Raw genomic sequence first — 24309 nt, 5'->3', positions numbered from 1 at the left:
GGCGTGAGCGCTGTGCGCGCCGGCGCGGTCGGGAAAGAGCGCTCAGGGCGTGCCGGACATCGCGTGGCGCAGCGTGTCCTCGCACACCTTCATCCATGCATAGACCGCATCGATGGCGCCGGTCGCTTCATCGAAGTAGGCCTCCGCCCCCGGGGCGAACTGCGTGCCCATGGCTGCATCGCCACGCAACAGACCGAGCAGCCCCACCACTCTTTCGGTAGCGGGCAATGCGCCCGGCAGGCGCGGTACATCCATGATGGCCTGCTGCATCAGCGCCTCGGCGCGGGTGGACAATGCGACCAGCCGCATGCGCTCGGGGGTGGAACACACGCCACGCACGGCCACGGCACTGCCGACCGCCCTCGCCTGCCCGAGCACCTCGGTCAGCGCCGGCAGGGTATCCGACCAGGTCCTGAGCAGCGGCTGCAGTTCTTCACCGATCACCGGCGCAATGCAGCGGCGCGCCAGCGCGGACTTCCAGCCCAGAACACGGGCTACAAGAAGGCTGTGACGATTGATCGTCTCATCAACGCCCAGCGCGGCGGGCTGCGCGTCCAGCAAAAGACACAGCTCACGCCACTGCGTCCTGGTCTGCGCCAGCTCCTCGCTCGCGCACCAGACAATCTGCGACCCGATCTGCTGTTCCAGCTCGCTGAGCAGAAGTTCGACCAGTCGCCGCCTTTCTCTCGTCCCGGGGACGAAACCTTCGTCTCCGGCCAGGCAGGCGACACTCATGCCGCGGTGCTGCTGAAGGGCATGCAGCAGGCGATGCAGGCGCTCGCCGTCGAGCAGCGCCTGCTGTGCCTGGTTCAGAGGTGCCCGCTTCTTCACCGGTTGCAGATCGATCAGAAGCAGGGCGACCAGCACGAGTACCGCGAAGGTCGTGCTCCAGGCCAGCACGCTCAGCATGCCTGCTCCCGGCCGGAGCTGGGCGACACGGACTGTGCGGGCGGCGCCCGGAAGCCGGCGACGACAAAGGGCGTCAGCACCCGCAACAGCGACTCTCCATCGGCGGCACACGGCTGGCAATGGTCGAGCAGATGCATCACGTCGCGACCGGCCAGCAGATAGGCGATCACGCCCACAGAAAAATGCAGGCGGCAACGAAGTTCGTTTTCGGGCGTGTCCGGCAGCGCCCGCTGCAGGGCGCGCAGATACCAGTCCATGGTGCGCGCGAAGGCCGGCGGCAGAGTGTCCACATCGGACTCGAAACAGGCTCGACCGATCAATCGACGGAACACCGGCCCGGCAAGACTTTCGCGACGGGCGAGCCGGCACACCGACTCGATCAGGGTGTCGACGACGCGCTCCAGCGGCAGCGGCTGGCCACTGGCCGCCACTTCGCGGTCCAGTCTGTCGAGATAGGACGGACCGAATTCCGGCCCGCCGAATACATGACGATAGACCGCTTCCATCAGTTCGCGCTTGGAGCCGAAGTGATAGTTGATCGAGGCCAGCGGCACATCGGCCTCGGCCGCGATCATGCGCATCGAAGTGGCGGAAAAACCCTGTTCGGCAAACAGTCTCCCGGCGGCCGAAAAGATGCGCGCGCGCGCATCGCCACGGCTGCGAGGGCGTGCGGTCGGATCATTCCTGGTGAGCGGTTCGGACACGGCAGGCGTCGGGGGCACGGACACACGGCCCACTGTAGCACCGCGCGCATACGGCAAGCTTACGCACCAGCACGGTGCAATCGCGCACATTCACGGTCGCCGGAATCGCGCAGGAGGACTCGGCACTCCGTCCCGGGATGGCTTGCAGGAGCCGGATTCCGTGCCCCCGAAGCCGCGGATCCATGGCTGGCATCGGTCTTGCAGAATGCCCACCATGAACACACTTGATTGCAGAGCGGGCGGCAAGGTCTATCTGATCGGCGCCGGGCCGGGTGATCCGGAACTGCTGACACTGAAGGCGGTGCGGGCGCTCGGCGCCTGCGACGTGCTGCTGGTCGACGACCTGGTCGATCCGGCGATACTGGCCCACGCGCGCGCCGATGCACGCATCGTGCGGGTGGGGAAGCGCGGCGGTTGCCGCAGCACGCCGCAAGCCTTCATCGAGCGATTGATGGTGAGGTATGCCCGTCACGGGCGCGTGGTCGGACGGGTAAAGGGCGGCAATCCCTTCGTGTTCGGGCGTGGCGGCGAGGAAGTCGAAGCGCTGCGCGGCGCTGGCGTCGCCCACGAAGTGATCGGCGGCATGTCATCCGGCGTCGCGGTCCCCGCCACGCTGGGCATTCCGCTCACCCATCGCGATCACGCCTGCGGCGTGACACTGGTCACCGGCCACGCGCGCGAGGACGGCGGAAGCGCACGCGAACCGGACTGGACGGCGCTGGCGCGTACCGGCAACACGCTGGTGATCTACATGGGCATGCGTCGCCTTGCGCACATCTGCGCCGCGCTGCGGGCGGGCGGCCTGGCGCCGGATACGCCGGCCTGCGCGATACAGAACGGCACGCGCGCGGATCAGCGTTCGGTCATCGCGACGCTGGCCGACCTGCCGCAACAGGTGCAGGCTCAGGGGCTGGGCAGCCCGGCCATCGTCGTCGTCGGGAGTGTGGTGAGCCTGGCCGATCGGTCGGCTCACGGCACGCGGATGCCGGACGGCCGCGCACACGGCTGACCCGGGGACGCTGCGGCACCCGCGCGGAGCGGCAAATGCCCCGCGCCGCGGTCATGCTCAGCGCAACTGTTCGTACAGCAGCGTCAGGATGCGCTTCGCCGTCTTGCTGTCGTCCTGGCCGCCTTCGCGCGTCAGCACCTGCACCGTGCTCTGCTTGTCCTGGCCCTTGACCAGCACGCGGTACTGGTTCTGTCCGGCCTTGGGATCCGGCTTGTCGTCAGGCAGGAAGAACAGCAGCTTGGATATGATGCCGCCGTCCTTCTTGCCGGTGGCGTCGACTTCGGGATCGACATAGCGCACGAAATAGACGCCCTGCGAGCGGTCGCGGTCTTCGACCGTGAAGCCGACCCGGTCAAGCGCCAGACCGACGCGTCGCCATGCGCGGTCGAAGCCTTCGGCGACCTGCAGTGAACTGCCCTTGTCGGCCGACACCAGACGCGCCCGTTCTGCCGCCGGCTGGGCGGACGCGGCCACCTGCGCCTTGGCGCGTTCGTTGTCGGCGCCCAGACGGACCATCAGGCGACGCAGCATTTCCGCCTCCAGTTCGGGATCGGGCGGACGCGGCTGCCACATGGTGCTGTCGCCGCGCTCGTTCACATATACCTCGACCACCCCGCGATGGCTGATGTAGATCTCGGTGGTGCCCGGCTCGGCACCCGGCTCGAGCCGGGTGCGGTACTTGTCGCGCTCCGGCGTCGAGTACAGCGTATCGATCAGCCGGCCTATGGTGTTGCGGATGATGTCATCGGGCAGCTTGGCGCGGTTCTCGTTCCAGTCTGTTTCCATGACGCCGGCGTCGGGCTGTTCGACGTCGATCAGGAAGCCGGTTTCCTGCCAGAATTCGCGCACCTGCGGCCACAACTGGTCAGGCGTCGCGTTGACCACCAGCCAGCGCTGTGAGCCGGATCGCTCGATGCGCATGTTGTCCACCTTGGGCAGCACACCGGCCTGCTGCGGGCTGACCGTCGTATTGCCCGCAGCACGGTCGGCGTTGTAGGCCGAGGCGGTGGCCGAACCGCGCCCTCCCGAATCGGGCACCGCGTAGCGATCGCTCTGCGTCGGGAGCGTGAGATCCGGCGGCAGGTCAAGGCGCGGCGCGCGCTTGGCCTGCGCCTTGTAATCGACCTTGCCGGATTCCATCACCCGGTCGAACATCGAGCAGCCGGTCAGCATGCTCACCAGTACCACGCACAGCGCGGACAACTTCGGCAGATTCATCGGGACGTGCACCAAGGGGCGTTCAGGCGAGCACGCCGGCCTGCTTCATCGCGGCACGGACCTGCTCATGGTATTGCGCTGCCAGTTCGGTCAGCGGCAGACGCAGCGTCGGGCCACAGAGGCCCATCTGGTTCACCGCCCACTTCACCGGGATGGGATTGGCTTCACAGAAGAGCTGACGGTGCAGACCGGTCAGCCGGGCGTTGATGGCGCGCGCCTTGACCGCGTCGGCGGCCAGCGCGGCAGCATTCATTTCGTGCATCAGCCGCGGTGCCACATTGGCCGTGACCGAAATCGATCCATGGCCGCCCATCAGGATGAAGGCGGCCGTAGACGCGTCATCGCCGCTGTACAGCGCGAAACCTTCGGGCGCGCGATTCACCAGTTCACCAGCCCGGTCGAGATTGCCGGTGGCGTCCTTGATGCCGACGATATTGGGGATTTCCGACAGCCGTATCGTCGTGTCGTTGGCCAGATCGGCCACGGTTCGACCCGGTACGTTGTACAGGATGAAGGGCACGTCGACCGCCTCGGCCTGGGCGCGGAAGTGGCGATAAAGCCCCTCCTGCGTCGGCTTGTTGTAGTAGGGCACGACCGACAGGCAGGCATCGACACCGACCGACTTCGCAAAGCGCGCCAGTTCGATCGCCTCTCGCGTGGAATTGGCACCGGTACCGGCGATCACCGGAATGCGCCCGGCACTGTGCTCGACCGTCACCTTGATCAGTTCGCAGTGCTCGTCGTAATCGACGGTGGGCGATTCACCGGTGGTGCCGACGATGACGATGCCGTCGGTGCCTTCGGCAATGTGGAAATCGATCAGGCGACGCAGGCTGGCAAGGTCAAGACAGCCATCCTCGTGCATGGGGGTGACGATGGCGACGAGCGATCCGGTAATCATGAATGAAACAGGGGCTTCGGCTGGGAAACCCGGGATTCTACCGGAGCGTCACCATCCGCCCAACAGCCATGCGATGTTAAGAGGTGTAATGAAGCGATACCGGCCGGCAACGCGTCAAAGTTCGGCCAGCGCGCGGATGTGCTCGACCGCGCTGCGACCCAGGGCCGACAGGGCGTAGCCGCCTTCCAGCATGGACACGACCCGCCCTTTGGCGTGGCGGTGCGCGATCTTCATCAGCTCCTGGCTCACCCAGGCATAGTCGGCTTCGACCAGTCCCAGAGACGCCATGTCGTCCTCGTAGTGGGCGTCGAAGCCGGCTGAAATGAACAGCATCTGCGGCGCAAAAGCCTCCAGCCGAGGCAGCCAGCGCGAACTGACCACCTCGCGGAAGCCCTCGCCGCGGGTGCCGGCCGGCAGCGGCACATTGCACAGATTGTCGGCCAGTGGCTCGGCACCGCTGTATGGATAGAAGGGGTGCTGGAAAATGCTGACCATCAGGATACGGCTGTCGTGGGCGACGATGTTCTCGGTGCCATTTCCGTGATGCACATCGAAATCAATGATGGCCACGCGCTCCAGCCCGTGCTTCTCCAGCGCGTGACGCGCTGCAACCACCACGTTGTTGAAGAAGCAGAAGCCCATCGCGCGGGCGTACTCCGCATGATGTCCGGGCGGGCGCACGGCACAGAATGCGCTGCTGACCGCGCCCGCCATCACCAGATCGGTGGCGTGCACGCCAGCGCCGGCCGCGCGCAACGCGGCACGCAGCGAATTGGGGCACATCGCGGTATCCGGGTCGAGATGCACGATGCCGGAACCCGGCACCGAATCGAAAATCTGTCGCAGGTACTCCGGCGAATGGGCGCGCGACAGCATGTCGATATCCGCCACCGGTGCGTCGTGGTGGGACAGATAGGCGTCCAGCCCGCTGGCGATCAGCCTGTCCTGTATCGCGGCGAGCCGTTGCGGGCACTCGGGGTGATGCGGGCCCATGTCGTGCAGCGCGCAGTCGCGGTGTGTTATGTATGCGGTTGTCACCGCATGGTCTCCTCTCTCCCTGCTGTCCGGTCCGCCCGGTATGCCGGAACTGCTCGTTGTCCGCCATCCGCTGCTTGTGATCACGATTCCAGATTGTCACTATCGCGCCGATTATCCCGCTACACCTTAACCCAGCTCAAGACATGATCCCATCCACACCCCGCGGCCTGGTCGACGCGGCGTCCGCCCTCATCCTCGGCAAGCGCGACCGACTCGAACTTGCGCTCGCCTGCATGATCGCCGGCGGCCACCTTCTGATCGAGGATGTACCCGGCACCGGCAAGACCACGCTGGCGCACGTGATGGCCCGACTGTTCGGACTGGATTTCCGGCGCGTGCAGTTCACCAGCGATCTGCTGCCGGCGGACATTCTGGGCGTATCCGTGTTCGAGCGCGACACCGGCGGCTTCCGCTTCCACCCCGGCCCGGTATTCACCCAGGTACTGCTGGCAGACGAGGTGAACCGCGCCACGCCGCGCACCCAGAGTGCGCTGCTGGAGGCGATGGAGGAACACCAGGTGAGCGTCGACGGCGAAACGCGTGCCCTGCCCGAGCCGTTTTTCGTCATCGCGACGCAGAATCCGGCAAGCCAGATCGGCACCTTCCCGCTGCCCGAATCCCAGCTCGACCGCTTCACCATGCGCATCACCATGGGCTATCCCGACCCGGCCGCCGAACGCGCCTTGCTGACCGGTCGCGACCGCCGCAGCCTGCTGGCCGATCTGGCGCCGGTGGCCGACGCGGCGCTGCTGACGCGGTGGAGGCAGCAGGCTGCGTCATTGCATGTGGCCGATGCACTGATCGACTACGTGCAGGCGCTGATCATCCACACGCGCAGCAGCGGCCACTACCGGCTCGGGCTGAGCCCGCGCGCCGGTCTCGCACTGCTGGCTGCGGCGCGGGCCCATGCACTGATCGCGGGGCGCGCCCATGTGCTGCCGGAAGACATCCAGAGTGTGCTGCCGGCGGTTGCGCTGCACCGTCTGCCGCTGCTCGAACCGGCCCCCGCCGAAGACGCCGCACGCGCGCTGATTCAGGCCGTGCCGCTGCCGCACTGATGCGCGAAGCCCTCCGCCGCTGGCTGGCTTCGCTCGGCGGCCCGCCCGAGCTGCCGCTGACGCTGGACCGGCGCCGCATCTTCGTACTGCCGACCGCGGTCGGCCTGGTATGGGGCTGCGCGCTGGTCGCCATGCTGCTCACCGCGATCAACTATTCGCTGAGTCTGGGATTCGCGCTGGTGTTCATGCTGGCCGGCCTGGGTCAGGTGGCGCTGCTGCACACCTTCCGCAACCTGCTCGCGCTGGAACTGGACGAATTGCCTCCGCAGCCGGTGTTCGCCGGCCAGCCGGCGCGCATCGTGATCGCACTGGGCAATCCGGAGTCGCGGCCGCGCGCCGCCATCATGCTGAGCATGCCTGGCGCGCCGCCGGTGATGGTGGATATCGCGCCGGGCGAAAGGCGCACCGCTGAACTGCTGCTGCCGACTCAACGGCGTGGCTGGCTCGCGCCCGGCCGGGTGCGCCTGGAAACCCGCTATCCGCTCGGACTGATACGCGCCTGGTCTTATGCGCAGCCGCGACGGCGCTGTCTGGTGTGGCCGTCGCCGGAGGTGCGTCGTCCGGCGCTGCCGCCGGCCGACGCCGGGCTTGTGGGCGACCGGGCGGGTGGCGACGGGCTGGACGAGTTCTTCGGGCTGCGCGACCATCGCGCCGCCGACTCGCCGCGCCATGTCGCGTGGAAGGCCTGGGCGCGCGCGCCCGATGCGCCGCTGCTGACCAAACAGTTCGAAGGCCGCGGCGGCGGCGAATTGTGGCTGGATTTCGAGCGCCTGCCGGCCGATCTTGCGCCGGAACAGCGCATCGCCCGGCTCACCGGCTGGGTGCTTGATGCCGACGTGGCCGGTCTGCAGTACGGGCTCGCGCTGCCGGGTCAGGGGCTGGCACCGGCCGCCGGCCCCGCCCAGCGCGACGAGGCGCTGCGCCGCCTCGCGCTGTACGGTCTGCCGTCATGATGCAGCTGCTGCGCCCGCGCGCAACGAAGGACGAAGCGCTCGGCCGCGCACGCGTGGCATGGTTGATGGCGGTCGCGGCATGCGCACTCGCACCGCACGCGGAATACCTGCCACCCTGGCTCGATGCGGTCGCGCTGCTGCTGTTCATCTGGCGTCTTGCGCAGTGGCATCTCGGCTGGCCCGGTGCCAGCCGCGCAGTGAAGATACTGGTCGTGATCGCCTGCTGCGCCGGCGTGGCGCTGAGCTTCGGCCGTCTGTTCGGACGCGAACCCGGTGTGGCGCTGCTGACGCTGCTGCTGGTGCTCAAGCTGCACGAACTGCGCAGCGTGCGCGACGGCCACACCGTCGTGCTGCTCGGCTATTTCATGCTGCTGGCCGCCTTTCTCGATTCGCAGGAACCCGCCATCGCGGTGCTGCTGTTCGGCTCCATGGTGGTCATCACCGCCGCGCTGATCGCGCTCACCGGCCCACCGGCGGCAGTGGGTGCGCTGCTGCGGCGATCCGCCTTCATGCTGCTGCAGGCCACCCCCTTCATGCTGGTGCTGTTCGTGCTGTTCCCGCGCGTGCCCGGACCGCTGTGGGGACTGCCGGTGGATGCGCACGGTGCACGTTCCGGTCTGTCGGATAGCATGGAGCCGGGTTCGATATCGCAGCTCAGCCTGTCCGGCGAGATCGCCTTCCGCGCGCGCTTCGATGGCGCGCTGCCGGCGCGGCGCGAGCTCTACTGGCGCGGGCCGGTGCTCACCGATTTCGACGGGCGCGTGTGGCGCCAGGGCGCGAGCGCGCGCCAGGTGGGACGCGCCCTGCCAGGGTCGCTCGAAGGCACTCGGACCGCCTATGAAATCACCCTGGAGCCGCATGGCAAGCCCTGGTTGTTCGCGCTGGAAAGCGTGGCCGCGCTGCCGGCGGACGCACGCATCACCGACGACTGGCAGGTCGTGCGGCGCGACGTCGTGCGCGACCGGCGACGCGACCGCTTCGAATCGGTCACCTCGGCCCGTCCCGGCCGCGACGAATGGTCAGGCTGGCTGAAGGCGGCGCGCCAGTTGCCGGCGTCCGGCAATCCACGTGCGCGTGCGCTGGCACAGTCGCTGCGCGATCAGGCTGACAGCGACGCGGAGGTGGTGGCCGCCGCGTTGCACCTGTTCCGGCGCGAACCCTATGTCTATACCCTGACGCCGCCGCTGCTGGGCAGCGACGCGGTGGACCAGTTCATGTTCGAAACGCGTCGCGGCTTCTGCGAACACTATGCCGGCGCCTTCGTGTTCCTGATGCGGGCGGCCGGCGTGCCGGCGCGCGTGGTGACCGGCTATCTCGGCGGTGAGCTCAATCCGGTCGACAATTTCATCGTGGTACGTCAGTCCGAGGCGCACGCCTGGGCCGAAGTGTGGCTGGCCGAAGAAGGCTGGCGACGCGTTGATCCCACGGCCGCCATACTGCCGGAGCGGGTGGAACGCGGCCTGGCCGCCCTGCCCTCGTCGGAGCCGGTCCCCTTCGCGGCACGCCTCGATGCGGGCTGGCTGCGCGCGCTGCGCCACCGCCTCGACGCCGCGAACAATGCGTGGAACCAATGGGTACTGTCGTACGACCAACAGAAGCAGCGTGAACTGCTGGCGCGAATGGGCATGCAGCAGCCGGACTGGCAGACCCTCACCGCATGGATGGCATCGCTGTGCGCCGCGTTTGCGATCGTGCTCACGCTGTGGGCACTGCGCCGGCAGCGGCGGGAAGACCCTCTGGCGCGCGCATGGCGGACCTTCGGCAAACGGATGGCCCGCACGGGACTGCCACGCGAGGACTGGGAAGGGCCGCTCGATTACGCCGCGCGCGTCGCGCGCCAGCGCCCGGAACTGGCCGGCATCGCGGACGCTGCGGCTACACTGTATGCGGCGGCACGCTATGGTGGTGCCGATGCCGCCACGGCTGCCCGCGACATCAGGACGCTGACCGCAAGCTTGCGCCGACATCGAACACGAACATGACCGATACCATCATCCCCCCCTCTTCCTCGCGGCGCCGCGCCCTGATCGCTGCCGGCGCGCTGCTGCTGTCGCCGGCGCTGCCGGCGCGCGTGCGCTCGACGCCCGAGCGGTTCTCGGAGCGCGACGACGTGCGTGCCTTCTGTGCCGAACTCGCGGCCGCCCAGGGTTTTGACGAAGGCACTTTGCTGGCGCAGTTCACCGACGTGCGGCTGCAGCCCAGGGTGATACAGCTCATCCGCCCGCCCTCCAGCCCGGCGGTGAAATCGTGGGCGCGTTATCGCAGCCGCTTCGTCGAGCCGGTGCGCATCCGGGCCGGCCTGGACTTCCTGTCCGCCTGGGCATCGGCCTTCGAGCGGGCGGAAGCGCAGTACGGCGTGCCGCGCGAAATCGTCGCCGCCATCATCGGCGTGGAAACGCTCTACGGCCGGCACACCGGCGATTTCGAGCTGCTGGACGCACTGTCCACACTGGCCTTCACCTGGCCGCCGCGCGCCGAACTGTTCCGGCGCGAACTGGGGGAGCTGTTCATGCTGGCGCGCGATCTGGGACGCAGTGCCGGCGACTTTCGCGGCTCCTACGCCGGCGCGCTCGGCTATCCGCAGTTCCTGCCGAGCAGCTGGCGCCGTTTCGCGGTCGATTTCGATGGCGACGGGCGCAGCGATCTGATCGACAGTCCGGTGGATGCGATCGGCAGCGTGGCCGCCTATCTGAGCGCCCACGGCTGGGAGGCGGGACAGCCGGTGGCGCAGCGCATCCTGATCGACGACAGCGCGGCCGCGCCACTGGTGGCCGCCGGTGTCGAGCCGTCGATCGACGCGGCGACGGCCGCCGCCGCCGGAGCCCGGCCGCTGCGCGAAGAGGCCTTGATCGCCAAACCGGCCACGCTGGTCGATCTGGTCACGCCGGACGCACCGACCGAATACTGGCTCGGGTTCCGCAATTTCTACGCCATCACCCGCTACAACCGGTCCTATTTCTACGCCATGTCGGTGTTCCAGCTCGGCGAAGCGCTGCGCGCCGGCTGACGGAAGCAGGCGCGGCCCGGGGGCCCGCCGCGCCGCCGCTTGGCACGCCGCGCGGTGGATCTGGCCGCATGCGCGGGTGATCGGCCCGTGCCGGCGGTCGAGCGCCCGGACGACGACGCGGCGCCGCGCTGCAACACCCGGATACGCCTGCGTTACTGCCGATTGACAGCGGCGCACCATGATCGCCTGTGTACCGGCGGCTTTCGCGGTACGGAAAGGCACCTCATGAACAAGTACAGAACACGCGCGCTCCTGCTGGCGACCGGCCTCGGTCTGCTGGCCAGCGGCGGCGCATGGGCGGATCCCGGTCACTGGCACGGCCGTCCGCATGTCGACATCGGATTCGGCGTGCTGATCGGCCCCGGCTATGGACCGGGCTACGGCCCCTGGTACGGCCCGCCGCGCTATTACTATCCGCCGCCGGTGGTGTATGCACCGGCCTATGTGCCGCCGCAGGTGGTGATCGAACGTTCGCCGCCGGTGTACGTGGAACGCGAGCCGGTGGCCAGTGCGCCGGCACCCGCGGTGTCGCCCTCAAACAATGTCTGGTACTTCTGCCCGTCGTCCAATGGCTATTACCCGTATGTACGGGCCTGCCCGGAGGGCTGGCAGACCGTGGCGGCACAACCGCCGCGCTGACAAGGAGTCGATCATGAACCGCATTCGCACCGCCGCACTGATGACGCTGCCGCTGCTCGTGCTGGCGGGCTGCGCCAGCGCACCAGGTGGCCCGAGCGTGATGGCCTTGCCGGGCAGTGGCAAGAGCTTCGAACAATTCCGTTACGACGATGCCGAGTGCCGTGACTATGCGCGCGCGCAGACCGGCGGCCGGGACGCGGCCGCGGCATCGACCGATGCCGGCGTACGCAGCGCCGCAGTGGGCACCGTGGTCGGTGCCGCGGCCGGCGCATTGATCGGCGGGCATCAGGGCGCCGGTGTGGGTGCCGGCACAGGTCTGCTCATGGGCAGCGCCATCGGCACCGGTGCCGCGCAGGACACCGGACTGTCGGCGCAACGCCGCTACGACAATGCCTACGTCCAGTGCATGTATGCCAAGGGCCAGCAGGTGCCGGCCTACGGCCAGTTCTCGCGCCGCACGATGCAGCAGCAGGCGGCGAGTACGGTTGCACCGTCAGCAAGCTACCCGCCCCCGCCGCCTGCAGCGGCGTCGCCTTCCGGCTCGGCAGCGCCCGCCACCCACGCCGGCGGCAGTTGGTACTACTGCGCGTCGGCGCGCAAGTACTACCCGTATGTGAACAGTTGCAGCGAAGGCTGGCGCGTGGTGCCCGCGGCGCCACCCCCGGACCTGCGCTGAGGGGTCAGTGCGGCCCCGGCGCAAGGTGCCCGAGGCTGCGCATCGTCACACCCGGCCGGAGGCAGGGCGCGGAGCGCAGGTTCAGTCCGCTGCGTACAGCAGCGCCACTGCCTGCGCGGCGATGCCTTCGCCACGACCGGTGTATCCGAGCTTTTCCGAGGTCTTTCCCTTCACGTTCACGGCGCCCGGTTCGACCTGGCAATCGGCTGCGATGTGCGCCACCATCTGCGCCGCGTGCGGCGTGATTTTCGGCCGCTCGCAGATGACCGTCGCATCGATGTTGCCGATGCGCCAGCCGGCGGCACGGACGCGATGCACGGCTTCGCGCAGCAGCACGCGGCTGTCCGCGCCGGCATAGGCGGCATCGGTGTCCGGAAACAGACGGCCGATATCGCCCAGACCGGCCGCACCCAGCAGTGCATCGGTAATGGCGTGCAACAGCACGTCGGCGTCCGAATGGCCGAGCAGACCCTTGTCGTGCGGAATGTCGACGCCGCCGATGATGCAGCGGCGGCCCTCGACCAGCTTATGCACGTCGAAACCCTGGCCGATGCGGAAAGGCCCTGCCGTCATGTCCGGTTCTCCCGTGTACGCAGTATCAGTTCGGCCAGTTGCATGTCCTCCGGCCAGGTCACCTTGAGGTTGGCGGCGTCCGCGGCGACCAGTCGGGGCTTCAGACCCAGGGCCTCGATCGCCGAAGCTTCGTCGGTCACGTCCGGGCAACGGTCGAGCGCGTCCGCCAGCAGCGCCAGCCGGAACATCTGCGGCGTCTGCGCCTGCCACATGCCGTCGCGCGGGACGGTGGCCTCGACCCGGTCGGCCGCGTCAGCGCGCTTGAGTGTGTCGGCAACCCGCTGTGCCAGCAGACCGCCGGTGTCATCGTTATCCAGCGCATCGATCAGGGCGTCGAGCATGCCGGCGGACAGACAGGGGCGCGCCGCGTCATGCACCAGTACCCAGTCATCGGGCCGCGCCCAGCCGGCGATTTCCCACAAGCCATTGCGCACCGAGGCGGCCCGGCTGGCGCCACCGCAATGCACCGGCATGAGCCTGGAGCCGAGCGCGGACCAGTCATGCCCGGACCAGTAGAGGTCTTCCGGCGCGAGCACCACCACCACGCGGTCGATGCGCGGATGCGCACACAGCGTGGCCAGCGCATGATGGATGAGCGGCCGGCCGGCGAGCGGCAGATACTGCTTGGGCATCTGCGCACCAAAGCGACTGCCGCTACCCGCCGCCGGGACCAGGGCGATGTGACGGGGCATGGCGGCTCAGCTTCCGCGCACACGCACGGCCGCCGTGTGCCGCTGCCCGCCCGCACCCTGCTGCGGGCAGCAGGGCGCCAGGCGTCGGGCGGTGGGCCGGGTCGGCATCACGCCCTCCACCGGGCGAGATCGCGCTTCATGTCCTCCACCGATTCCAGCCCGACCGCGAGACGGATGAGGCTGTCGCGGATACCGGACGCATCGCGCGCCTCCTGCGATATCCGGCCGTGCGTGGTGGTGGCCGGATGCGTGATGGTGGTCTTGGTATCGCCCAGGTTGGCCGTGATGGACAGCATGCGGGTGGCGTCGATCAGACGCCAGGCTTCGTCCCGGCCACCCTTCACCTCGAAGGCGACCACGGCGGCACCGCTTTTCTGCTGGCGCATCGCGATGTCGTGCTGCGGATGCGACGGCAGGCCGGGGTAGTAGACGCGCGCCACCCAGGACTGCGCTTCCAGCCAGCGTGCCAGTTCCAGCGCATTGGCGGACTGGGCCTGCATGCGGATGGACAGCGTTTCCAGCCCTTTCAGGATGATCCACGCATTGAATGGCGACAGCGTAGGCCCGGCCGTGCGCAGGAAGCGCAGCACCTCGTCCATTTCCGCCTTGCGGCCGCACACCGCGCCGCCCAGCACGCGGCCCTGGCCGTCGAGGTATTTGGTCGCCGAGTGGATCACGATGTCGGCCCCCAGTTCGATCGGCTTCTGCAGCGCAGGCGAACAGAAGCAGTTGTCGACCGCGAGCAGCGCACCCGCCGCATGGGCCACCTCGGCCACCGCAGCGATATCGATCACTTCGGTCAGCGGATTGGACGGCGTCTCGATGAAGAACAGCCGCGTGTTCGCTTGCACCGCATCGCGATAGGCCTGGATATTGGTCGCCTCGACCAGCGTGGTGCTGACGCCGAACTTCTCGAAATAGGTCGAGAACAATTGCTGGGTCGAACCGAAGATGCCGCGCGAGGCGATGATGTGGTCGCCGCTCCTGAGCAGCGCCATCAGCGTGGACAGGATGGCCGACATGCCGGAACTGGTGGCGATGCAGGCCTCCGCCCCCTCGAGTGCGGCCAGCCTGTCCTGCAGCATGGTGACGGTGGGGTTGGTGAAACGCGCATAGACATTGCCGGGCGACTGGCCGGAAAAGCGCGCCGCCGCCTCGGCGGCCGAGTCGAACACGAAGCTGGAGGTCAGGAACAGCGCCTCGCCATGTTCACCGAACTGGCTGCGCTCTATGCCGGCGCGTACCGCCAGCGTTTCCGTTTCGTAGGCGGAAGGATCGAAAGGTGTGCGTGCTGAACTGCTCATGCTGGAAGGCTCCATCGGCCCGCAGGCCGCCGATGCGGAAACGATTCAGGAAAGCGTGAGGCGCAAACGAAAAAACCCGTTCCGCCTCGGAGGCAAAACGGGTTTCCGCAAGATGCTGTCGTTTCGCCGCTTTAGCCGTATTTGTCCGGACCAGACGGCAGCGGGTGCCGCCAGGTCCGCGCGCCCGCAAGCTGGATCAAATCGGCGCGTATCTGCAACCTTAGCGCTGTGGCGCCCGCGCGGTCAAGCGTTCTCCTCGCTGGCGATCAGATTCAGGTCGAGCTGCCCGCCTTCCTCGTCCGACATCTTGGGCGCGCCCTTGCGCTGGCTTTCCACGCCGTCGAGATAGGCCGCCGTCACGTCGCCGGTGATGTAGCAGCCATCGAAACACGAGGTTTCGAAGCTCTCGATCGACGGATTGCAGGCGGTGACCGATGCCTTGAGCATGTCGAGCGACTGGTAGATCAGCGCATCGGCACCGATGGCAAGCCGGATTTCCTCGTCGCTGCGATTGGCTGCGATCAGTTCGTCCCGCGTCGGCATGTCGATGCCATATACATTGGCATAACGCACCGGAGGGGCCGCCGACGCGAAATACACCCGGGTCGCCCCCGCTTCGCGCGCCATGGCGACGATTTCCTGGCTGGTGGTGCCGCGCACGATGGAATCGTCCACCAGCAGCACCGCCTTGCCCTTGAACTCCTGCGATATCGCATTCAGCTTCTGACGTACCGATTTCCTGCGTACCGCCTGGCCGGGCATGATGAAGGTGCGACCGATGTAGCGGTTCTTCACGAAACCTTCGCGATACGGCACGTCCAGCACGCGGGCCAGTTCCATTGCCGAAGGACGGCTGGAATCCGGGATGGGGATGACCGCGTCGATCTTCAGGTCGGCGTGGTCGCGCAGGATCTTCTGCGCCAGGAACTCGCCCATCTTGACGCGGGATTCGTATACCGACACGCCATCCATCAGCGAATCGGGACGCGCCAGATAGACGTATTCGAACAGGCAGGGCGCATAGGTCGGACTGTCGGCGCACTGTTGCGAACGGACATCGCCTTCCGGCGAAATCAGCACCGCTTCGCCCGGCGCGATGTCGCGCATCAGCTTGAAACCCAGGGTATCGAGCGCCACACTTTCGGACGCCACCAGCCATTCCGTACCATTGGCCGTCTCGTGGCTGCCGATCACCAGCGGTCGGATGCCGTACGGATCGCGAAACGCGAGCAGCCCGAAGCCCGCAATCATGGCCACCACCGCATAGGCGCCGCGACAGCGCCTATGCACACCGGCCACCGCGCGGAACACGGTTTCGTGATCGAAGGTCGGGCGCTCGCGCAGCGACTGCATCATTTCATGCGCCAGCACGTTCAGCAGCACTTCGGAATCGCTGGTGGTGTTGATGTGCCGCAGATCGGTGCGGAACATGTCGGACTTCAGTTCATCCGAATTGGTCAGGTTGCCGTTGTGCGCGAGCATGATGCCGAACGGCGAATTCACGTAGAAGGGCTGCGCCTCGGCGGCGTTGTAGGCGGATCCCGCCGTCGGGTAGCGCACATGCGCGATGCCCCAGTTGCCCTGCAGATTGCGCATGTTGCGCGTGCGGAAGGCATCGCGTACCAGGCCCGACCCCTTGTGCATGTGGAACTTCTGTCCCTGCGCAGTGGCAATGCCCGCGGCATCCTGCCCGCGGTGCTGCAGCACGAGCAATCCGTCGTACAGAAGCTGGTTGACGGGAGAGGTGGCAACGACGCCGAGGATTCCGCACATGATGGTCAGGCCTTAAAACGAATCTTTTTCGCCACCGTGTCCGGCAGCCAGGGCTTGATCGCCAGGGCGGCCGTTTCCAGCGGAGGGGTGAGCGCGGACGCCTTCCACCACGCCTGTTCCGGCGCAGGAGTATGGGCCGCTCCGACCACGAAGAGCATCAGTATAAGTCCGGCGCGCGCAAGACCGAAAAGTCCTCCGAGCACGCGGTCGGGAATGTCCAGTCCGGTGGCCTGGATGAGCGATCTCATGAGCCAGCGCAGCACACCGCACAGGAAAAGCACAAGGATGAAGGTCAGGGCGAAACCGGCGATTGCAAGAAGGCCGGGGTCGGTCATGAAGCCGGTGAGCAGCATCGCCGCATGCCCCCCGAACTGCCGGGCAACAATGAAGGCCAGTATCCAGGCGGCCAGGGCGATCACCTCGCTGACCAGGCCACGCGCGATGCCGACCACCGTCGATAGCAGGATGATGGCGATCAGCAGGTAGTCCAGAACCGTCATGGCCGGGGCGACAGCATGGAACGCAGGCCAGCCGCTTCCAGCTTGCGCTGGGCGGCTTCGGCCGCCGCGCGATTCGGGAAAGGCCCGACCTTCACTCGCGTGCGCGACTGTCCATCGGCCAGCTTGACCTCTTCGGTGAAGCTCGAATAACCAAGATCCTTTGCGCGCGCGCGCAGTTTGGCGACATTGGCTGCATCACTGAACACGCCAAGTTGCAGCGCAAAGCTGCTCCGGTCTTCGAGTGCCGCGGTGGCACGCGCCGCTTCAGCGCCGTTCGCGGCGGGTCTGGGCGTTTCGGGCCGCGCCGCGCCTGGCTTCGCGTTATCCGGTCTGGCGACGGCCGCCGGTCTGGCCGCTTCGCTGCGGGCGGGATCCGCTTTGCCCGGCGCCGGGCGGACGGAATCGGTCCTGGCCCCATCGGTCCTGGCCCCATCCGGCTTCACCGGTTCGGATCGCGGTGCCACGGGCGCTGGCGGAACCTGCTTCACGCCATCCGCGCCGGGAGAGGGCGACACGGCACGCGAACCGCTCGCCGGTTCGGAATCGGGCGGCGGCAGCAGTGCCGGTTCGTCGGGTTCGTCCGGTTCCACGCGGGCGGGCGACGCCAGTGGCGGCAGGGACTCGCGTGGTGGAATGCGTACCGAAATGTCCTGCGCGGGAGGACGCGGTTCGTGATCCATCACGACGGGCAGAACGATGGCCGCAGTCAGCGCCAGGGCGATCGCACCAAGCAGGCGGCGTCGCGCCCGCTTGCGAAGGTCGGTCTGCAGATCGGAATCGGTTGAAGCCAAGGCGGCGGAAATCCTGCGGATGGATCAACCCTGGGCGGGCGGGGTCGCGTCGCCCTCGACGGTACGCGGTGTGCGTGAATAATCGGCCATCACTTCGGCAACCGTCAGGAATGATCCGAACACGACGATTCTATCATCCGCCCCGGCACGCGCCCGGGTCGCACGCCAGGCGTCGACCGGACTGGCATGACAGGCCACGCTTCCCGGAATGCCGGACTCGGCGATCATCGCCGCGATATCGCTTGCCGCAGTACCGCGCGGCCCGCCGAGATCGCACAGCATCCAGTGATCCACCCGCCCCTTCAGCCGCTGCAGCACGCCAGCGATGTCCTTGTCGCGCAACATGCCCATGACCGCCCAGGTTTCCGGAAAGAAGCCCATGCTGGACAGGTTCTCGTTGAGAACCGATGCGGCATGGGGGTTGTGCGCGACATCGAAAATGACGGCCGGTCGGCCCGGCATCACCTGGAAGCGGCCGGGCAGCTCGACCGTCGCAAGCCCCAGCCGGATGTCGCCGAGCGATACCGGGATGCGATCCGACAGCGTGTCGAGCGCGGTCATGACGGCCGACGCATTGAGCAGCTGGTTGGCGCCGCGCAGCGCCGGATAGGCGAGCCCCCCCCGTTTGACCAGGCGGTCGTCCTCACGGCGCCAGTAGCCCCATTGCTGACGGTCGCCGGCAAAGCCGAAATCGCGACCGGAAATCTTCAGTTCGGCGCCGATGGACAACGCGTAATCGATGACTGTCTGCGGCGGTACCGGATCACCGACGATGGCCGGTCGGCCCGCACGGAAGATGCCCGCCTTCTCGCGGCCGATCAGTTCGCGCGTATCGCCGAGATACTCCATGTGATCAAGGTCGACACTGGTGATGATGGCGCAATCGGCGTCGAACGCATTCACGGCATCGAGCCGTCCGCCCAGGCCGACCTCCATCACGATCACATCCAGATTGGCACGTTCGAACACCTGCCAGGCGCCCAGGGTGCCGAACTCGAAATAGGTCAGCGCGGTATCGCCCCGTGCCTGCTCCACTTCGGAAAACCCGGCGCAGAGGGCTTCATCGCTGGCCGGTTCGCCATTGATGCGCACGCGTTCGTTGTAGGACAGCAGATGCGGCGACGTATAGGTGCCGACGCGATAGCCGGCGCAGCGCAGGATGCGCTCCAGCATGGCACAGGTCGACCCTTTGCCATTGGTGCCGCCGACGATGAACAGCGGCACCTTCTGAACCACGCCAAGTGCCTGCTTGACGCTCAGCACGCGGTCCAGCCCAAGCTGTATGGCCTTCGGATGGAGGCTTTCGAGATGGCTCAGCCACTCGGGCAGCGTCGAATACATGGTGGCTGTTGAGGCCTGGTAATGGGCGGGGACGCGGATATTAGGTCAAGCGCGCTCAGCTTGCCAGCGCAGGCATGCGCTGCAGCGCGGCCAGCAGGCCGGCGATGCGCTCCGGCATTTCACGGCGGTCGACGATCATGTCCACAGCTCCTTTCTCGAGCAGGAACTCGGCGCGCTGGAAGCCCTCCGGCAGCTTCTCGCGCACGGTCTGTTCAATCACGCGCGGGCCGGCAAAACCGATGAGCGCCCCCGGTTCGGCGATCACGACATCGCCCATGAAGGCGAAACTGGCGGATACGCCGCCCATGGTGGGATCCGTGAGCACTGAAATGAAGGGCAGCTTGTGCGCCGAAAGCTGGGTCAGCGCGGCGGTGGTCTTGGCCATCTGCATCAGTGAAAACAGGCCCTCCTGCATGCGCGCACCGCCGCTGGCGGCGATGCACACGAAGGGCAGGCGCTGCTCCACGGCCAGCCGCACGCCGCGCACGAAGCGCTCGCCGACCACCGAGCCCATGGATCCGCCAAGGAATTCGAATTCGAAACAGGCCACCACCACCGGTACCGTCTTGATCGCACCCTGCATCACGACCAGTGCATCGCCCTCGCCCGTGTCATCGGCCGCCGCATTCAGGCGGTCGGCGTAACGCTTGCTGTCGCGGAACTTCAAGGGATCGACCGGCATGACTTCGTTGCCGATCTCGAACCGACCCTCGCGGTCCAGCAGGCCATCGAGCCGCGCACGCGCACGCATGCGTGAATGGTGATTGCACTTCGGGCACACATTCTGATTGGCCGCGAGGTCGGCCGTGTAGAGCACCGCTTCGCAGGCGGGACATTTGGACCACAGGCCTTCCGGCACCGATTTGCGCCCGGCCGCCTCGCTGCGGTTGATCTTGGGCGGAAGAAGTTTCTGCAACCAGCTCATGTCGAGGCCTCCCTGCTGTCCATCGCCTGACGGATGCCGCCGACCAGCGCCTTGACGCGAGCCAGCACCTCATCCTGCGGACTGTTCTCTATTTCTTCGATGATGCGGCTGCCGATCACCACGCCGTCGGCGACCGCGGACAGCGCGCGCGCCGATGCCCCATCCCGTATGCCGAAACCGACGCCAACCGGCAGGCCGACCGCCTTGCGAATATCCGGAATCCGGCGCGCCACCTCGCTCACGTCGAGGTGTCCGGCGCCGGTCACGCCCTTGAGCGACACATAGTAGATGTAGCCGCTGCCGATCTCGCCGACGGCACGGATACGCGTTTCGGTCGAGGTGGGCGCGATCAGGAAAATGACGTCCATGCCCGCGCTACGCACCCGTGCAGCGAAGTCGTGCGATTCTTCCGGCGGATAGTCGACCACCAGTACGCCATCCGTACCGGCTGCGGATGCCGCGTCGGCGAAGGCATCGACGCCCATTGCCTCGATCGGGTTGGCATAGCCCATCAGGACCACCGGGGTTCCGGTATTGCTGCGACGGAACTCCGACACCGCAGCAATGACGCTGCGCAGCGATACCTTCCTGGCCAGTGCGCGCTCGGACGAACGCTGTATGGTCGGGCCATCGGCCATCGGATCGGAAAACGGCACGCCCAGTTCGATGATGTCGGCACCCGCCTCGACCAGCGCATGCATCAGCGGCACAGTGAGCGAAGGATCGGGATCGCCTGCGGTGACGAACGGTATCAGGGCCTTGCGGCCGGACGATTCGAGGGAAGACAGGACGGAAGCGATTCGGGACATGGATGAAAACCGCCGGCCGGACCGCTCGCGCGTCCCGACCGGCAACAGGTTGGTGGGACTGCGTCAGAACTTGATGCCGGATTTCTCGGCGACGGTGTGCATGTCCTTGTCACCACGACCGGACAGGTTCACCAGGATGGCCGCGTCCTTCGGCATGGTGGCCGCCAGCTTCATCGCATAGGCCACGGCATGCGACGACTCGAGCGCCGGAATGATGCCTTCCGTGCGGCACATGCGATGGAAGGCCGCGAGCGCTTCGTCGTCATTGATGGCCACGTATTCGGCGCGGCCTGAATCCTTCAGCCAGGCGTGTTCCGGACCCACGCCGGGATAGTCCAGACCGGCCGATACCGAATGCGTTTCGATGATCTGGCCGTTCTCGTCCTGCAGCAGATAGGTGCGGTTGCCGTGCAGCACGCCCGGACGGCCGGCGGTGAGCGAGGCCGAATGCATGCCAGTGGCCAGTCCGTGGCCGCCGGCTTCGACGCCGATCAGGCGCACATTCGGATAAGGAATGTAGGGATAGAAAATGCCCATCGCGTTGGAGCCGCCACCGACGCAGGCGATCACCGCATCGGGCTGACGCTGGATCATTTCCGGCATCTGCCACAGGCACTCTTCGCCGATGATCTTCTGGAAATCGCGCACCATCATCGGATAGGGATGCGGACCGGCCACGGTACCGATGATGTAGAAGGTGTTGGCGACATTCGTCACCCAGTCGCGCATCGCTTCGTTCAGCGCATCCTTCAAGGTCTTGGAGCCGCATTCGACCGGCACCACGGTGGCACCCAGCAACTTCATGCGATAGACGTTGGCGGCCTGTCGCTTCACGTCCTCACTGCCCATGTACACCACGCATTCCATGCCGAGCCGGGCGGCAATGGTGGCCGATGCGACGCCATGCTGGCCGGCACCGGTTTCCGCGATCACTCGCGGCTTGCCCATGTGCTTGGCCACCATGGCCTGACCGATCACATTGTTGATCTTGTGCGCGCCGGTGTGGTTGAGGTCTTCCCGCTTGAGGTAGATCTGCGCGCCGCCGCAGTGCTCGGACAGGCGCTTCGCGTGATAGACCGGGCTGGGACGGCCGACGTAGTGCTTCAGTTCATATTCATATTCGGCACGGAAGGCGGGATCGTCCTTCAGGCTTTCGTAGGCGGCACGCAGCTCGTCCAGCGCGGCAATCAGGGTTTCCGCGACGAAAGTGCCGCCATACGGGCCGAAATGTCCGAGCGCATCCGGATAGTTGTAACTGGACTTCGCAACGTCAGCCGGCAGATCTTGCTTCCCCATGCTCCACTCCTTGGATGAACGCGGCCACCCTGGCTGCGTCCTTGATGCCCTTGGCCGATTCGACTCCGCTGCTCACATCGACCGCCACCGGTCGGATGCGCGCGATGGCATCGGCCACATTGTCCGGCGACAGGCCGCCGGACAGGATGACCGGCAGCGGCAGCGAAGCCGGAATCAGGTTCCAGTCGAATTGTCTGCCGGATCCGCCCCAGGCTTCCGACCACGCGTCGAGCAACAGTGCCCGCGCCGAGCGGAAACGAGACGCGCATTCTAGCAAATCCGTTTCCGGCCTCACCCGGACCGCTTTGATCCAGGGGAGACCGAAGCGTTCGCAGTACTCCGGGCTCTCGTCGCCATGGAACTGCAGCAGGTCGAGCGACGCCTCGCGGGCGCTGCGTGCAACGATTTCGGCGTCCTCGTTGACGAACAGACCGACCCGCGTGACGAAGGGCGGCACGCGACACGCGAGTTCGGCCGCACGTTCCGGTGTCACCGCGCGCGGGCTCGGCGGATACAGCACGAAACCCACGGCATCCACACCGAGAGCCAGCGCTGCATCGAGATCGGCGTCACGGGTGAAGCCGCATATCTTGATTCGGGTTCTGCGCACCTGAACTCCATCCTTCACTCACGTGGGCCAACCGGCGGCAACTTGTAAAGACCGTCTTCCGGCAGCCCCCATGCCGCATCGTAGCCCACGCCGACCAGGTAGAGGCCGGCCGGCGAAAAAGTGGGCGAGGCGAGGCGGCGGTCCCCTGCCTGCAGCAGATGCTCGAGCCAGTCGGTCGGCTGCCGACCGCAGCCTACATCGACCAGCGCGCCGACAATATTCCTGACCATGTGGTGCAGGAAAGCGTTCGCGCACAGATCGACGGTGATCCAGTCGCCCGAACGATACAGCGAGAGACTGTGCATGACACGCACCGGACTTTTCGCCTGGCATTCGGAAGAACGGAAGGCCGAGAAATCGTGCTCGCCCACGAGCACGCTGGCCGCGCGGGACATTTCCGCCACATCAAGCGGCCGATGAAACCATCCGGTCAGTCCGGCCGCGAGCGCGGGCCGGACCGGATGGTTGTACAGCACGTAGCGATAGCTGCGCGAGCGCGCCGAGAACCGCGCATTGAATTCCGCCGCCACCGGACAGGCCCAGCGCACCGCTACGCCCGGCGGCAGCAACGCATTGCATCCGCGTACCCAGGCGCTGTCCGTCCGTCGCGCAGAGGTATCGAAATGCACGATCTGCGTGGTGGCATGCACACCGGTATCCGTGCGTCCCGATGCCTGCACGCGCACCGGATGCGCCGCAATGCCGGTCAGCGCCTGCTCGAGTACATCCTGTACCGTGCCTCCACCGGCCTGCGACTGCCAGCCACGGAAGGTCGATCCGTTGTACTCCACGGCAAGGGCGACCCTGCGCAACTCGCTCATGGAAGAAGTCGTCATGCCGCACGCAGCCCGATCCAGACCACGAGCGCGAACAGCCCGCAGCACAGCACAAGATGATCCGCCCTGCGCAAGGGAGGACAGTGTTCCACGCGCACCGGTGGGGCGTCGCCCGCCTGCGCCGGGCCCAGCCACTCCCGCCAGCCGCGACGGTGCGGTGCGGTCTCGATCTCCGCGAGCACCAGTTGCAGGCGCAGTGCAAAACTGTCGGGCCCGGGCGCCACGTCGCCCAGTGGATTGAGCAGGCGATGCAGACCGCCGGCGAGGCGCGGCAGGGGCATGGCCTGCATCAGCACGGCGACGCAGGCAGCCATGGCGGCAAGATGCAGCGAGGCGCGCCCGGCCTCTCGCATCCCCTCAAGCGTCGGGCCCATGGACAGATCGGGTACCAGCAGACGACCCGGCGTGCCCCAGCCCAGGGTGATCACGATGGCCACGAACAGCCAGCGCAGCCTGCGCAGCAGCCGCAGAACACGCTTTCCGGCCAGGGGGAACGCAAGCAGAAGGCTGACGCCGGCCCATGCGCCCTGGGCAACCCATCCTCCCCCTTGCCCGGCACCCAGCCAGCACAACCAGAGGGCGATCCAGGTCGCCGGATGCAGCTGAATCAAGACTGTCGCCCCCGTGTTGAAACCAATCCCGTGTTACGGCCGGTGTGCGAAAACGAAAAAGCCGGCTCGCGCCGGCTTTGCCGATCCCGGTTGCCCGCAGCAGCGGACTGCAGCCTCCGCGCCCGCTGGGCCCCGG

25 protein-coding genes are annotated in these 24309 nt (G+C 67.0%); 7 read left to right on the top strand and 18 right to left on the bottom strand.

Going from position 1 to position 24309, the window contains the following annotated elements; translation table 11 throughout:
* Nucleotides 1–42: 42 nt before the first annotated feature.
* Nucleotides 43–909, bottom strand: a complete 867-nt coding sequence (locus tag A3Q7_RS19105; protein WP_018410007.1) for a nitrate- and nitrite sensing domain-containing protein — start codon at nt 907–909, stop codon at nt 43–45.
* A complete protein-coding gene (locus A3Q7_RS0101120) occupies nt 903–1613 on the bottom strand; it encodes a TetR/AcrR family transcriptional regulator (RefSeq protein ID WP_051079151.1) in 711 nt (236 codons plus the stop codon). Before A3Q7_RS0101120 ends, A3Q7_RS19105 begins: the two co-directional genes overlap by 7 nt.
* Before the next feature lie 214 nt (nt 1614–1827).
* Between A3Q7_RS0101120 and cobA the strand changes: the two genes are divergently transcribed.
* Nucleotides 1828–2622 (top strand): uroporphyrinogen-III C-methyltransferase, encoded by a 795-nt coding sequence (gene cobA / locus A3Q7_RS0101115; protein ID WP_026224355.1) that lies wholly within the window; start codon nt 1828–1830, stop codon nt 2620–2622.
* 57 nt (nt 2623–2679) lie between these two features.
* On the opposite strand, the gene bamC is transcribed toward cobA, so the two are convergent.
* From bamC to A3Q7_RS0101100, 3 genes are all read right to left on the bottom strand, one after another.
* Entirely contained in the window at nt 2680–3840 is a 1161-nt protein-coding gene (gene bamC, locus A3Q7_RS0101110) for an outer membrane protein assembly factor BamC (protein WP_018410004.1), read from the bottom strand.
* 22 nt (nt 3841–3862) lie between these two features.
* A complete protein-coding gene (dapA, locus tag A3Q7_RS0101105) occupies nt 3863–4741 on the bottom strand; it encodes a 4-hydroxy-tetrahydrodipicolinate synthase (protein ID WP_018410003.1) in 879 nt (292 codons plus the stop codon).
* A 114-nt stretch (nt 4742–4855) separates the two neighbouring features.
* Nucleotides 4856–5734, bottom strand: coding sequence for a histone deacetylase family protein (locus A3Q7_RS0101100; protein ID WP_051079101.1), 879 nt, complete (start codon nt 5732–5734; stop codon nt 4856–4858).
* A gap of 188 nt (nt 5735–5922) precedes the next feature.
* Here A3Q7_RS0101100 and A3Q7_RS0101095 point away from each other — a divergent pair, with 188 nt between their 5' ends.
* The 6 genes from A3Q7_RS0101095 (at nt 5923) to A3Q7_RS0101070 (ending at nt 12112) form a co-directional block, all read left to right on the top strand.
* Nucleotides 5923–6837 carry an AAA family ATPase gene (locus A3Q7_RS0101095; protein ID WP_018410001.1) on the top strand — a complete coding sequence of 305 codons (915 nt, stop codon included), beginning with the start codon at nt 5923–5925 and terminating at the stop codon, nt 6835–6837.
* Entirely contained in the window at nt 6837–7790 is a 954-nt protein-coding gene (locus A3Q7_RS0101090; RefSeq protein WP_018410000.1) for a DUF58 domain-containing protein, read from the top strand. The genes A3Q7_RS0101095 and A3Q7_RS0101090 overlap by 1 nt, the downstream gene beginning before the upstream one ends.
* The gene (locus A3Q7_RS0101085) at nt 7787–9772 is read left to right on the top strand and encodes a transglutaminase TgpA family protein (RefSeq protein ID WP_018409999.1); all 1986 of its coding nucleotides are present in this window, start codon (nt 7787–7789) and stop codon (nt 9770–9772) included. Before A3Q7_RS0101090 ends, A3Q7_RS0101085 begins: the two co-directional genes overlap by 4 nt.
* Nucleotides 9769–10797, top strand: a complete 1029-nt coding sequence (mltB, locus tag A3Q7_RS0101080) for a lytic murein transglycosylase B (RefSeq protein ID WP_018409998.1) — start codon at nt 9769–9771, stop codon at nt 10795–10797. The genes A3Q7_RS0101085 and mltB overlap by 4 nt, the downstream gene beginning before the upstream one ends.
* Before the next feature lie 225 nt (nt 10798–11022).
* Complete coding sequence (locus A3Q7_RS0101075) at nt 11023–11436, top strand: hypothetical protein (RefSeq protein WP_026224353.1); 414 nt, start codon at nt 11023–11025, stop codon at nt 11434–11436.
* Between the two features lie 13 nt (nt 11437–11449).
* Complete coding sequence (locus A3Q7_RS0101070) at nt 11450–12112, top strand: glycine zipper family protein (RefSeq protein ID WP_018409996.1); 663 nt, start codon at nt 11450–11452, stop codon at nt 12110–12112.
* A gap of 81 nt (nt 12113–12193) precedes the next feature.
* Here A3Q7_RS0101070 and ispF read toward each other — a convergent pair whose 3' ends face one another.
* The 13 genes from ispF to A3Q7_RS0101005 all read right to left on the bottom strand — a co-directional run bounded on the left by ispF (nt 12194) and on the right by A3Q7_RS0101005 (nt 24173).
* Entirely contained in the window at nt 12194–12685 is a 492-nt protein-coding gene (ispF, locus tag A3Q7_RS0101065) for a 2-C-methyl-D-erythritol 2,4-cyclodiphosphate synthase (RefSeq protein ID WP_018409995.1), read from the bottom strand.
* Nucleotides 12682–13377 carry a 2-C-methyl-D-erythritol 4-phosphate cytidylyltransferase gene (ispD, locus tag A3Q7_RS0101060; RefSeq protein WP_026224352.1) on the bottom strand — a complete coding sequence of 232 codons (696 nt, stop codon included), beginning with the start codon at nt 13375–13377 and terminating at the stop codon, nt 12682–12684. The genes ispF and ispD overlap by 4 nt, the downstream gene beginning before the upstream one ends.
* Nucleotides 13378–13484: 107 nt before the next feature.
* Nucleotides 13485–14681 (bottom strand): O-succinylhomoserine sulfhydrylase, encoded by a 1197-nt coding sequence (locus A3Q7_RS0101055; RefSeq protein WP_026224351.1) that lies wholly within the window; start codon nt 14679–14681, stop codon nt 13485–13487.
* Between the two features lie 243 nt (nt 14682–14924).
* Nucleotides 14925–16454: an amidophosphoribosyltransferase gene (purF, locus tag A3Q7_RS0101050; protein WP_018409992.1), complete on the bottom strand. Its 1530-nt coding sequence runs from the start codon at nt 16452–16454 to the stop codon at nt 14925–14927.
* Nucleotides 16455–16459: 5 nt separating this feature from the next.
* A complete protein-coding gene (locus A3Q7_RS0101045) occupies nt 16460–16954 on the bottom strand; it encodes a CvpA family protein (RefSeq protein WP_018409991.1) in 495 nt (164 codons plus the stop codon).
* Entirely contained in the window at nt 16951–17745 is a 795-nt protein-coding gene (locus A3Q7_RS0101040; protein ID WP_018409990.1) for an SPOR domain-containing protein, read from the bottom strand. Before A3Q7_RS0101040 ends, A3Q7_RS0101045 begins: the two co-directional genes overlap by 4 nt.
* A gap of 24 nt (nt 17746–17769) precedes the next feature.
* Nucleotides 17770–19086: a bifunctional tetrahydrofolate synthase/dihydrofolate synthase gene (folC, locus tag A3Q7_RS0101035; RefSeq protein WP_018409989.1), complete on the bottom strand. Its 1317-nt coding sequence runs from the start codon at nt 19084–19086 to the stop codon at nt 17770–17772.
* Nucleotides 19087–19141: 55 nt separating this feature from the next.
* A complete protein-coding gene (gene accD, locus A3Q7_RS0101030) occupies nt 19142–20011 on the bottom strand; it encodes an acetyl-CoA carboxylase, carboxyltransferase subunit beta (RefSeq protein WP_018409988.1) in 870 nt (289 codons plus the stop codon).
* The gene (trpA, locus tag A3Q7_RS0101025) at nt 20008–20820 is read right to left on the bottom strand and encodes a tryptophan synthase subunit alpha (RefSeq protein WP_018409987.1); all 813 of its coding nucleotides are present in this window, start codon (nt 20818–20820) and stop codon (nt 20008–20010) included. Before trpA ends, accD begins: the two co-directional genes overlap by 4 nt.
* Nucleotides 20821–20883: 63 nt before the next feature.
* Entirely contained in the window at nt 20884–22116 is a 1233-nt protein-coding gene (gene trpB / locus A3Q7_RS0101020; protein ID WP_018409986.1) for a tryptophan synthase subunit beta, read from the bottom strand.
* Nucleotides 22091–22726 carry a phosphoribosylanthranilate isomerase gene (locus tag A3Q7_RS0101015; protein WP_026224349.1) on the bottom strand — a complete coding sequence of 212 codons (636 nt, stop codon included), beginning with the start codon at nt 22724–22726 and terminating at the stop codon, nt 22091–22093. Before A3Q7_RS0101015 ends, trpB begins: the two co-directional genes overlap by 26 nt.
* A gap of 14 nt (nt 22727–22740) precedes the next feature.
* Nucleotides 22741–23562, bottom strand: coding sequence for a tRNA pseudouridine(38-40) synthase TruA (gene truA / locus A3Q7_RS0101010; protein ID WP_232417762.1), 822 nt, complete (start codon nt 23560–23562; stop codon nt 22741–22743).
* On the bottom strand, nt 23559–24173 hold the full coding sequence (locus tag A3Q7_RS0101005; RefSeq protein ID WP_018409983.1) for a hypothetical protein: 615 nt from the start codon (nt 24171–24173) through the stop codon (nt 23559–23561). Before A3Q7_RS0101005 ends, truA begins: the two co-directional genes overlap by 4 nt.
* Nucleotides 24174–24309 lie beyond the last annotated feature (136 nt).

This window comes from Methyloversatilis thermotolerans, assembly GCF_000372885.1.
GTDB lineage: Bacteria > Pseudomonadota > Gammaproteobacteria > Burkholderiales > Rhodocyclaceae > Methyloversatilis > Methyloversatilis thermotolerans.
Note: the sequence above shows the minus strand (reverse complement) of the source record. Positions and strands in the feature narration are given on the sequence as shown.

What these genes read in the sequence shown, in the direction of transcription:
- A3Q7_RS0101090 (WP_018410000.1), top strand. Translation starts at nt 6,837, where the DNA reads ATGCGCGAAGCCCTCCGCCGCTGGCTGGCTTCGCTCGGCGGCCCGCCC.
- ispD (WP_026224352.1), bottom strand. Translation starts at nt 13,377, where the DNA reads ATGCCCCGTCACATCGCCCTGGTCCCGGCGGCGGGTAGCGGCAGTCGC.
- ispF (WP_018409995.1), bottom strand. Translation starts at nt 12,685, where the DNA reads ATGACGGCAGGGCCTTTCCGCATCGGCCAGGGTTTCGACGTGCATAAG.
- A3Q7_RS0101045 (WP_018409991.1), bottom strand. Translation starts at nt 16,954, where the DNA reads ATGACGGTTCTGGACTACCTGCTGATCGCCATCATCCTGCTATCGACG.
- A3Q7_RS0101055 (WP_026224351.1), bottom strand. Translation starts at nt 14,681, where the DNA reads ATGAGCAGTTCAGCACGCACACCTTTCGATCCTTCCGCCTACGAAACG.
- trpA (WP_018409987.1), bottom strand. Translation starts at nt 20,820, where the DNA reads ATGTCCCGAATCGCTTCCGTCCTGTCTTCCCTCGAATCGTCCGGCCGC.
- folC (WP_018409989.1), bottom strand. Translation starts at nt 19,086, where the DNA reads ATGTATTCGACGCTGCCCGAGTGGCTGAGCCATCTCGAAAGCCTCCAT.
- A3Q7_RS0101075 (WP_026224353.1), top strand. Translation starts at nt 11,023, where the DNA reads ATGAACAAGTACAGAACACGCGCGCTCCTGCTGGCGACCGGCCTCGGT.
- purF (WP_018409992.1), bottom strand. Translation starts at nt 16,454, where the DNA reads ATGTGCGGAATCCTCGGCGTCGTTGCCACCTCTCCCGTCAACCAGCTT.
- mltB (WP_018409998.1), top strand. Translation starts at nt 9,769, where the DNA reads ATGACCGATACCATCATCCCCCCCTCTTCCTCGCGGCGCCGCGCCCTG.
- truA (WP_232417762.1), bottom strand. Translation starts at nt 23,562, where the DNA reads ATGACGACTTCTTCCATGAGCGAGTTGCGCAGGGTCGCCCTTGCCGTG.
- A3Q7_RS0101095 (WP_018410001.1), top strand. Translation starts at nt 5,923, where the DNA reads ATGATCCCATCCACACCCCGCGGCCTGGTCGACGCGGCGTCCGCCCTC.
- A3Q7_RS0101085 (WP_018409999.1), top strand. Translation starts at nt 7,787, where the DNA reads ATGATGCAGCTGCTGCGCCCGCGCGCAACGAAGGACGAAGCGCTCGGC.
- dapA (WP_018410003.1), bottom strand. Translation starts at nt 4,741, where the DNA reads ATGATTACCGGATCGCTCGTCGCCATCGTCACCCCCATGCACGAGGAT.
- A3Q7_RS0101070 (WP_018409996.1), top strand. Translation starts at nt 11,450, where the DNA reads ATGAACCGCATTCGCACCGCCGCACTGATGACGCTGCCGCTGCTCGTG.
- trpB (WP_018409986.1), bottom strand. Translation starts at nt 22,116, where the DNA reads ATGGGGAAGCAAGATCTGCCGGCTGACGTTGCGAAGTCCAGTTACAAC.
- A3Q7_RS0101100 (WP_051079101.1), bottom strand. Translation starts at nt 5,734, where the DNA reads ATGGGCCCGCATCACCCCGAGTGCCCGCAACGGCTCGCCGCGATACAG.
- accD (WP_018409988.1), bottom strand. Translation starts at nt 20,011, where the DNA reads ATGAGCTGGTTGCAGAAACTTCTTCCGCCCAAGATCAACCGCAGCGAG.
- A3Q7_RS19105 (WP_018410007.1), bottom strand. Translation starts at nt 909, where the DNA reads ATGCTGAGCGTGCTGGCCTGGAGCACGACCTTCGCGGTACTCGTGCTG.
- cobA (WP_026224355.1), top strand. Translation starts at nt 1,828, where the DNA reads ATGAACACACTTGATTGCAGAGCGGGCGGCAAGGTCTATCTGATCGGC.
- bamC (WP_018410004.1), bottom strand. Translation starts at nt 3,840, where the DNA reads ATGAATCTGCCGAAGTTGTCCGCGCTGTGCGTGGTACTGGTGAGCATG.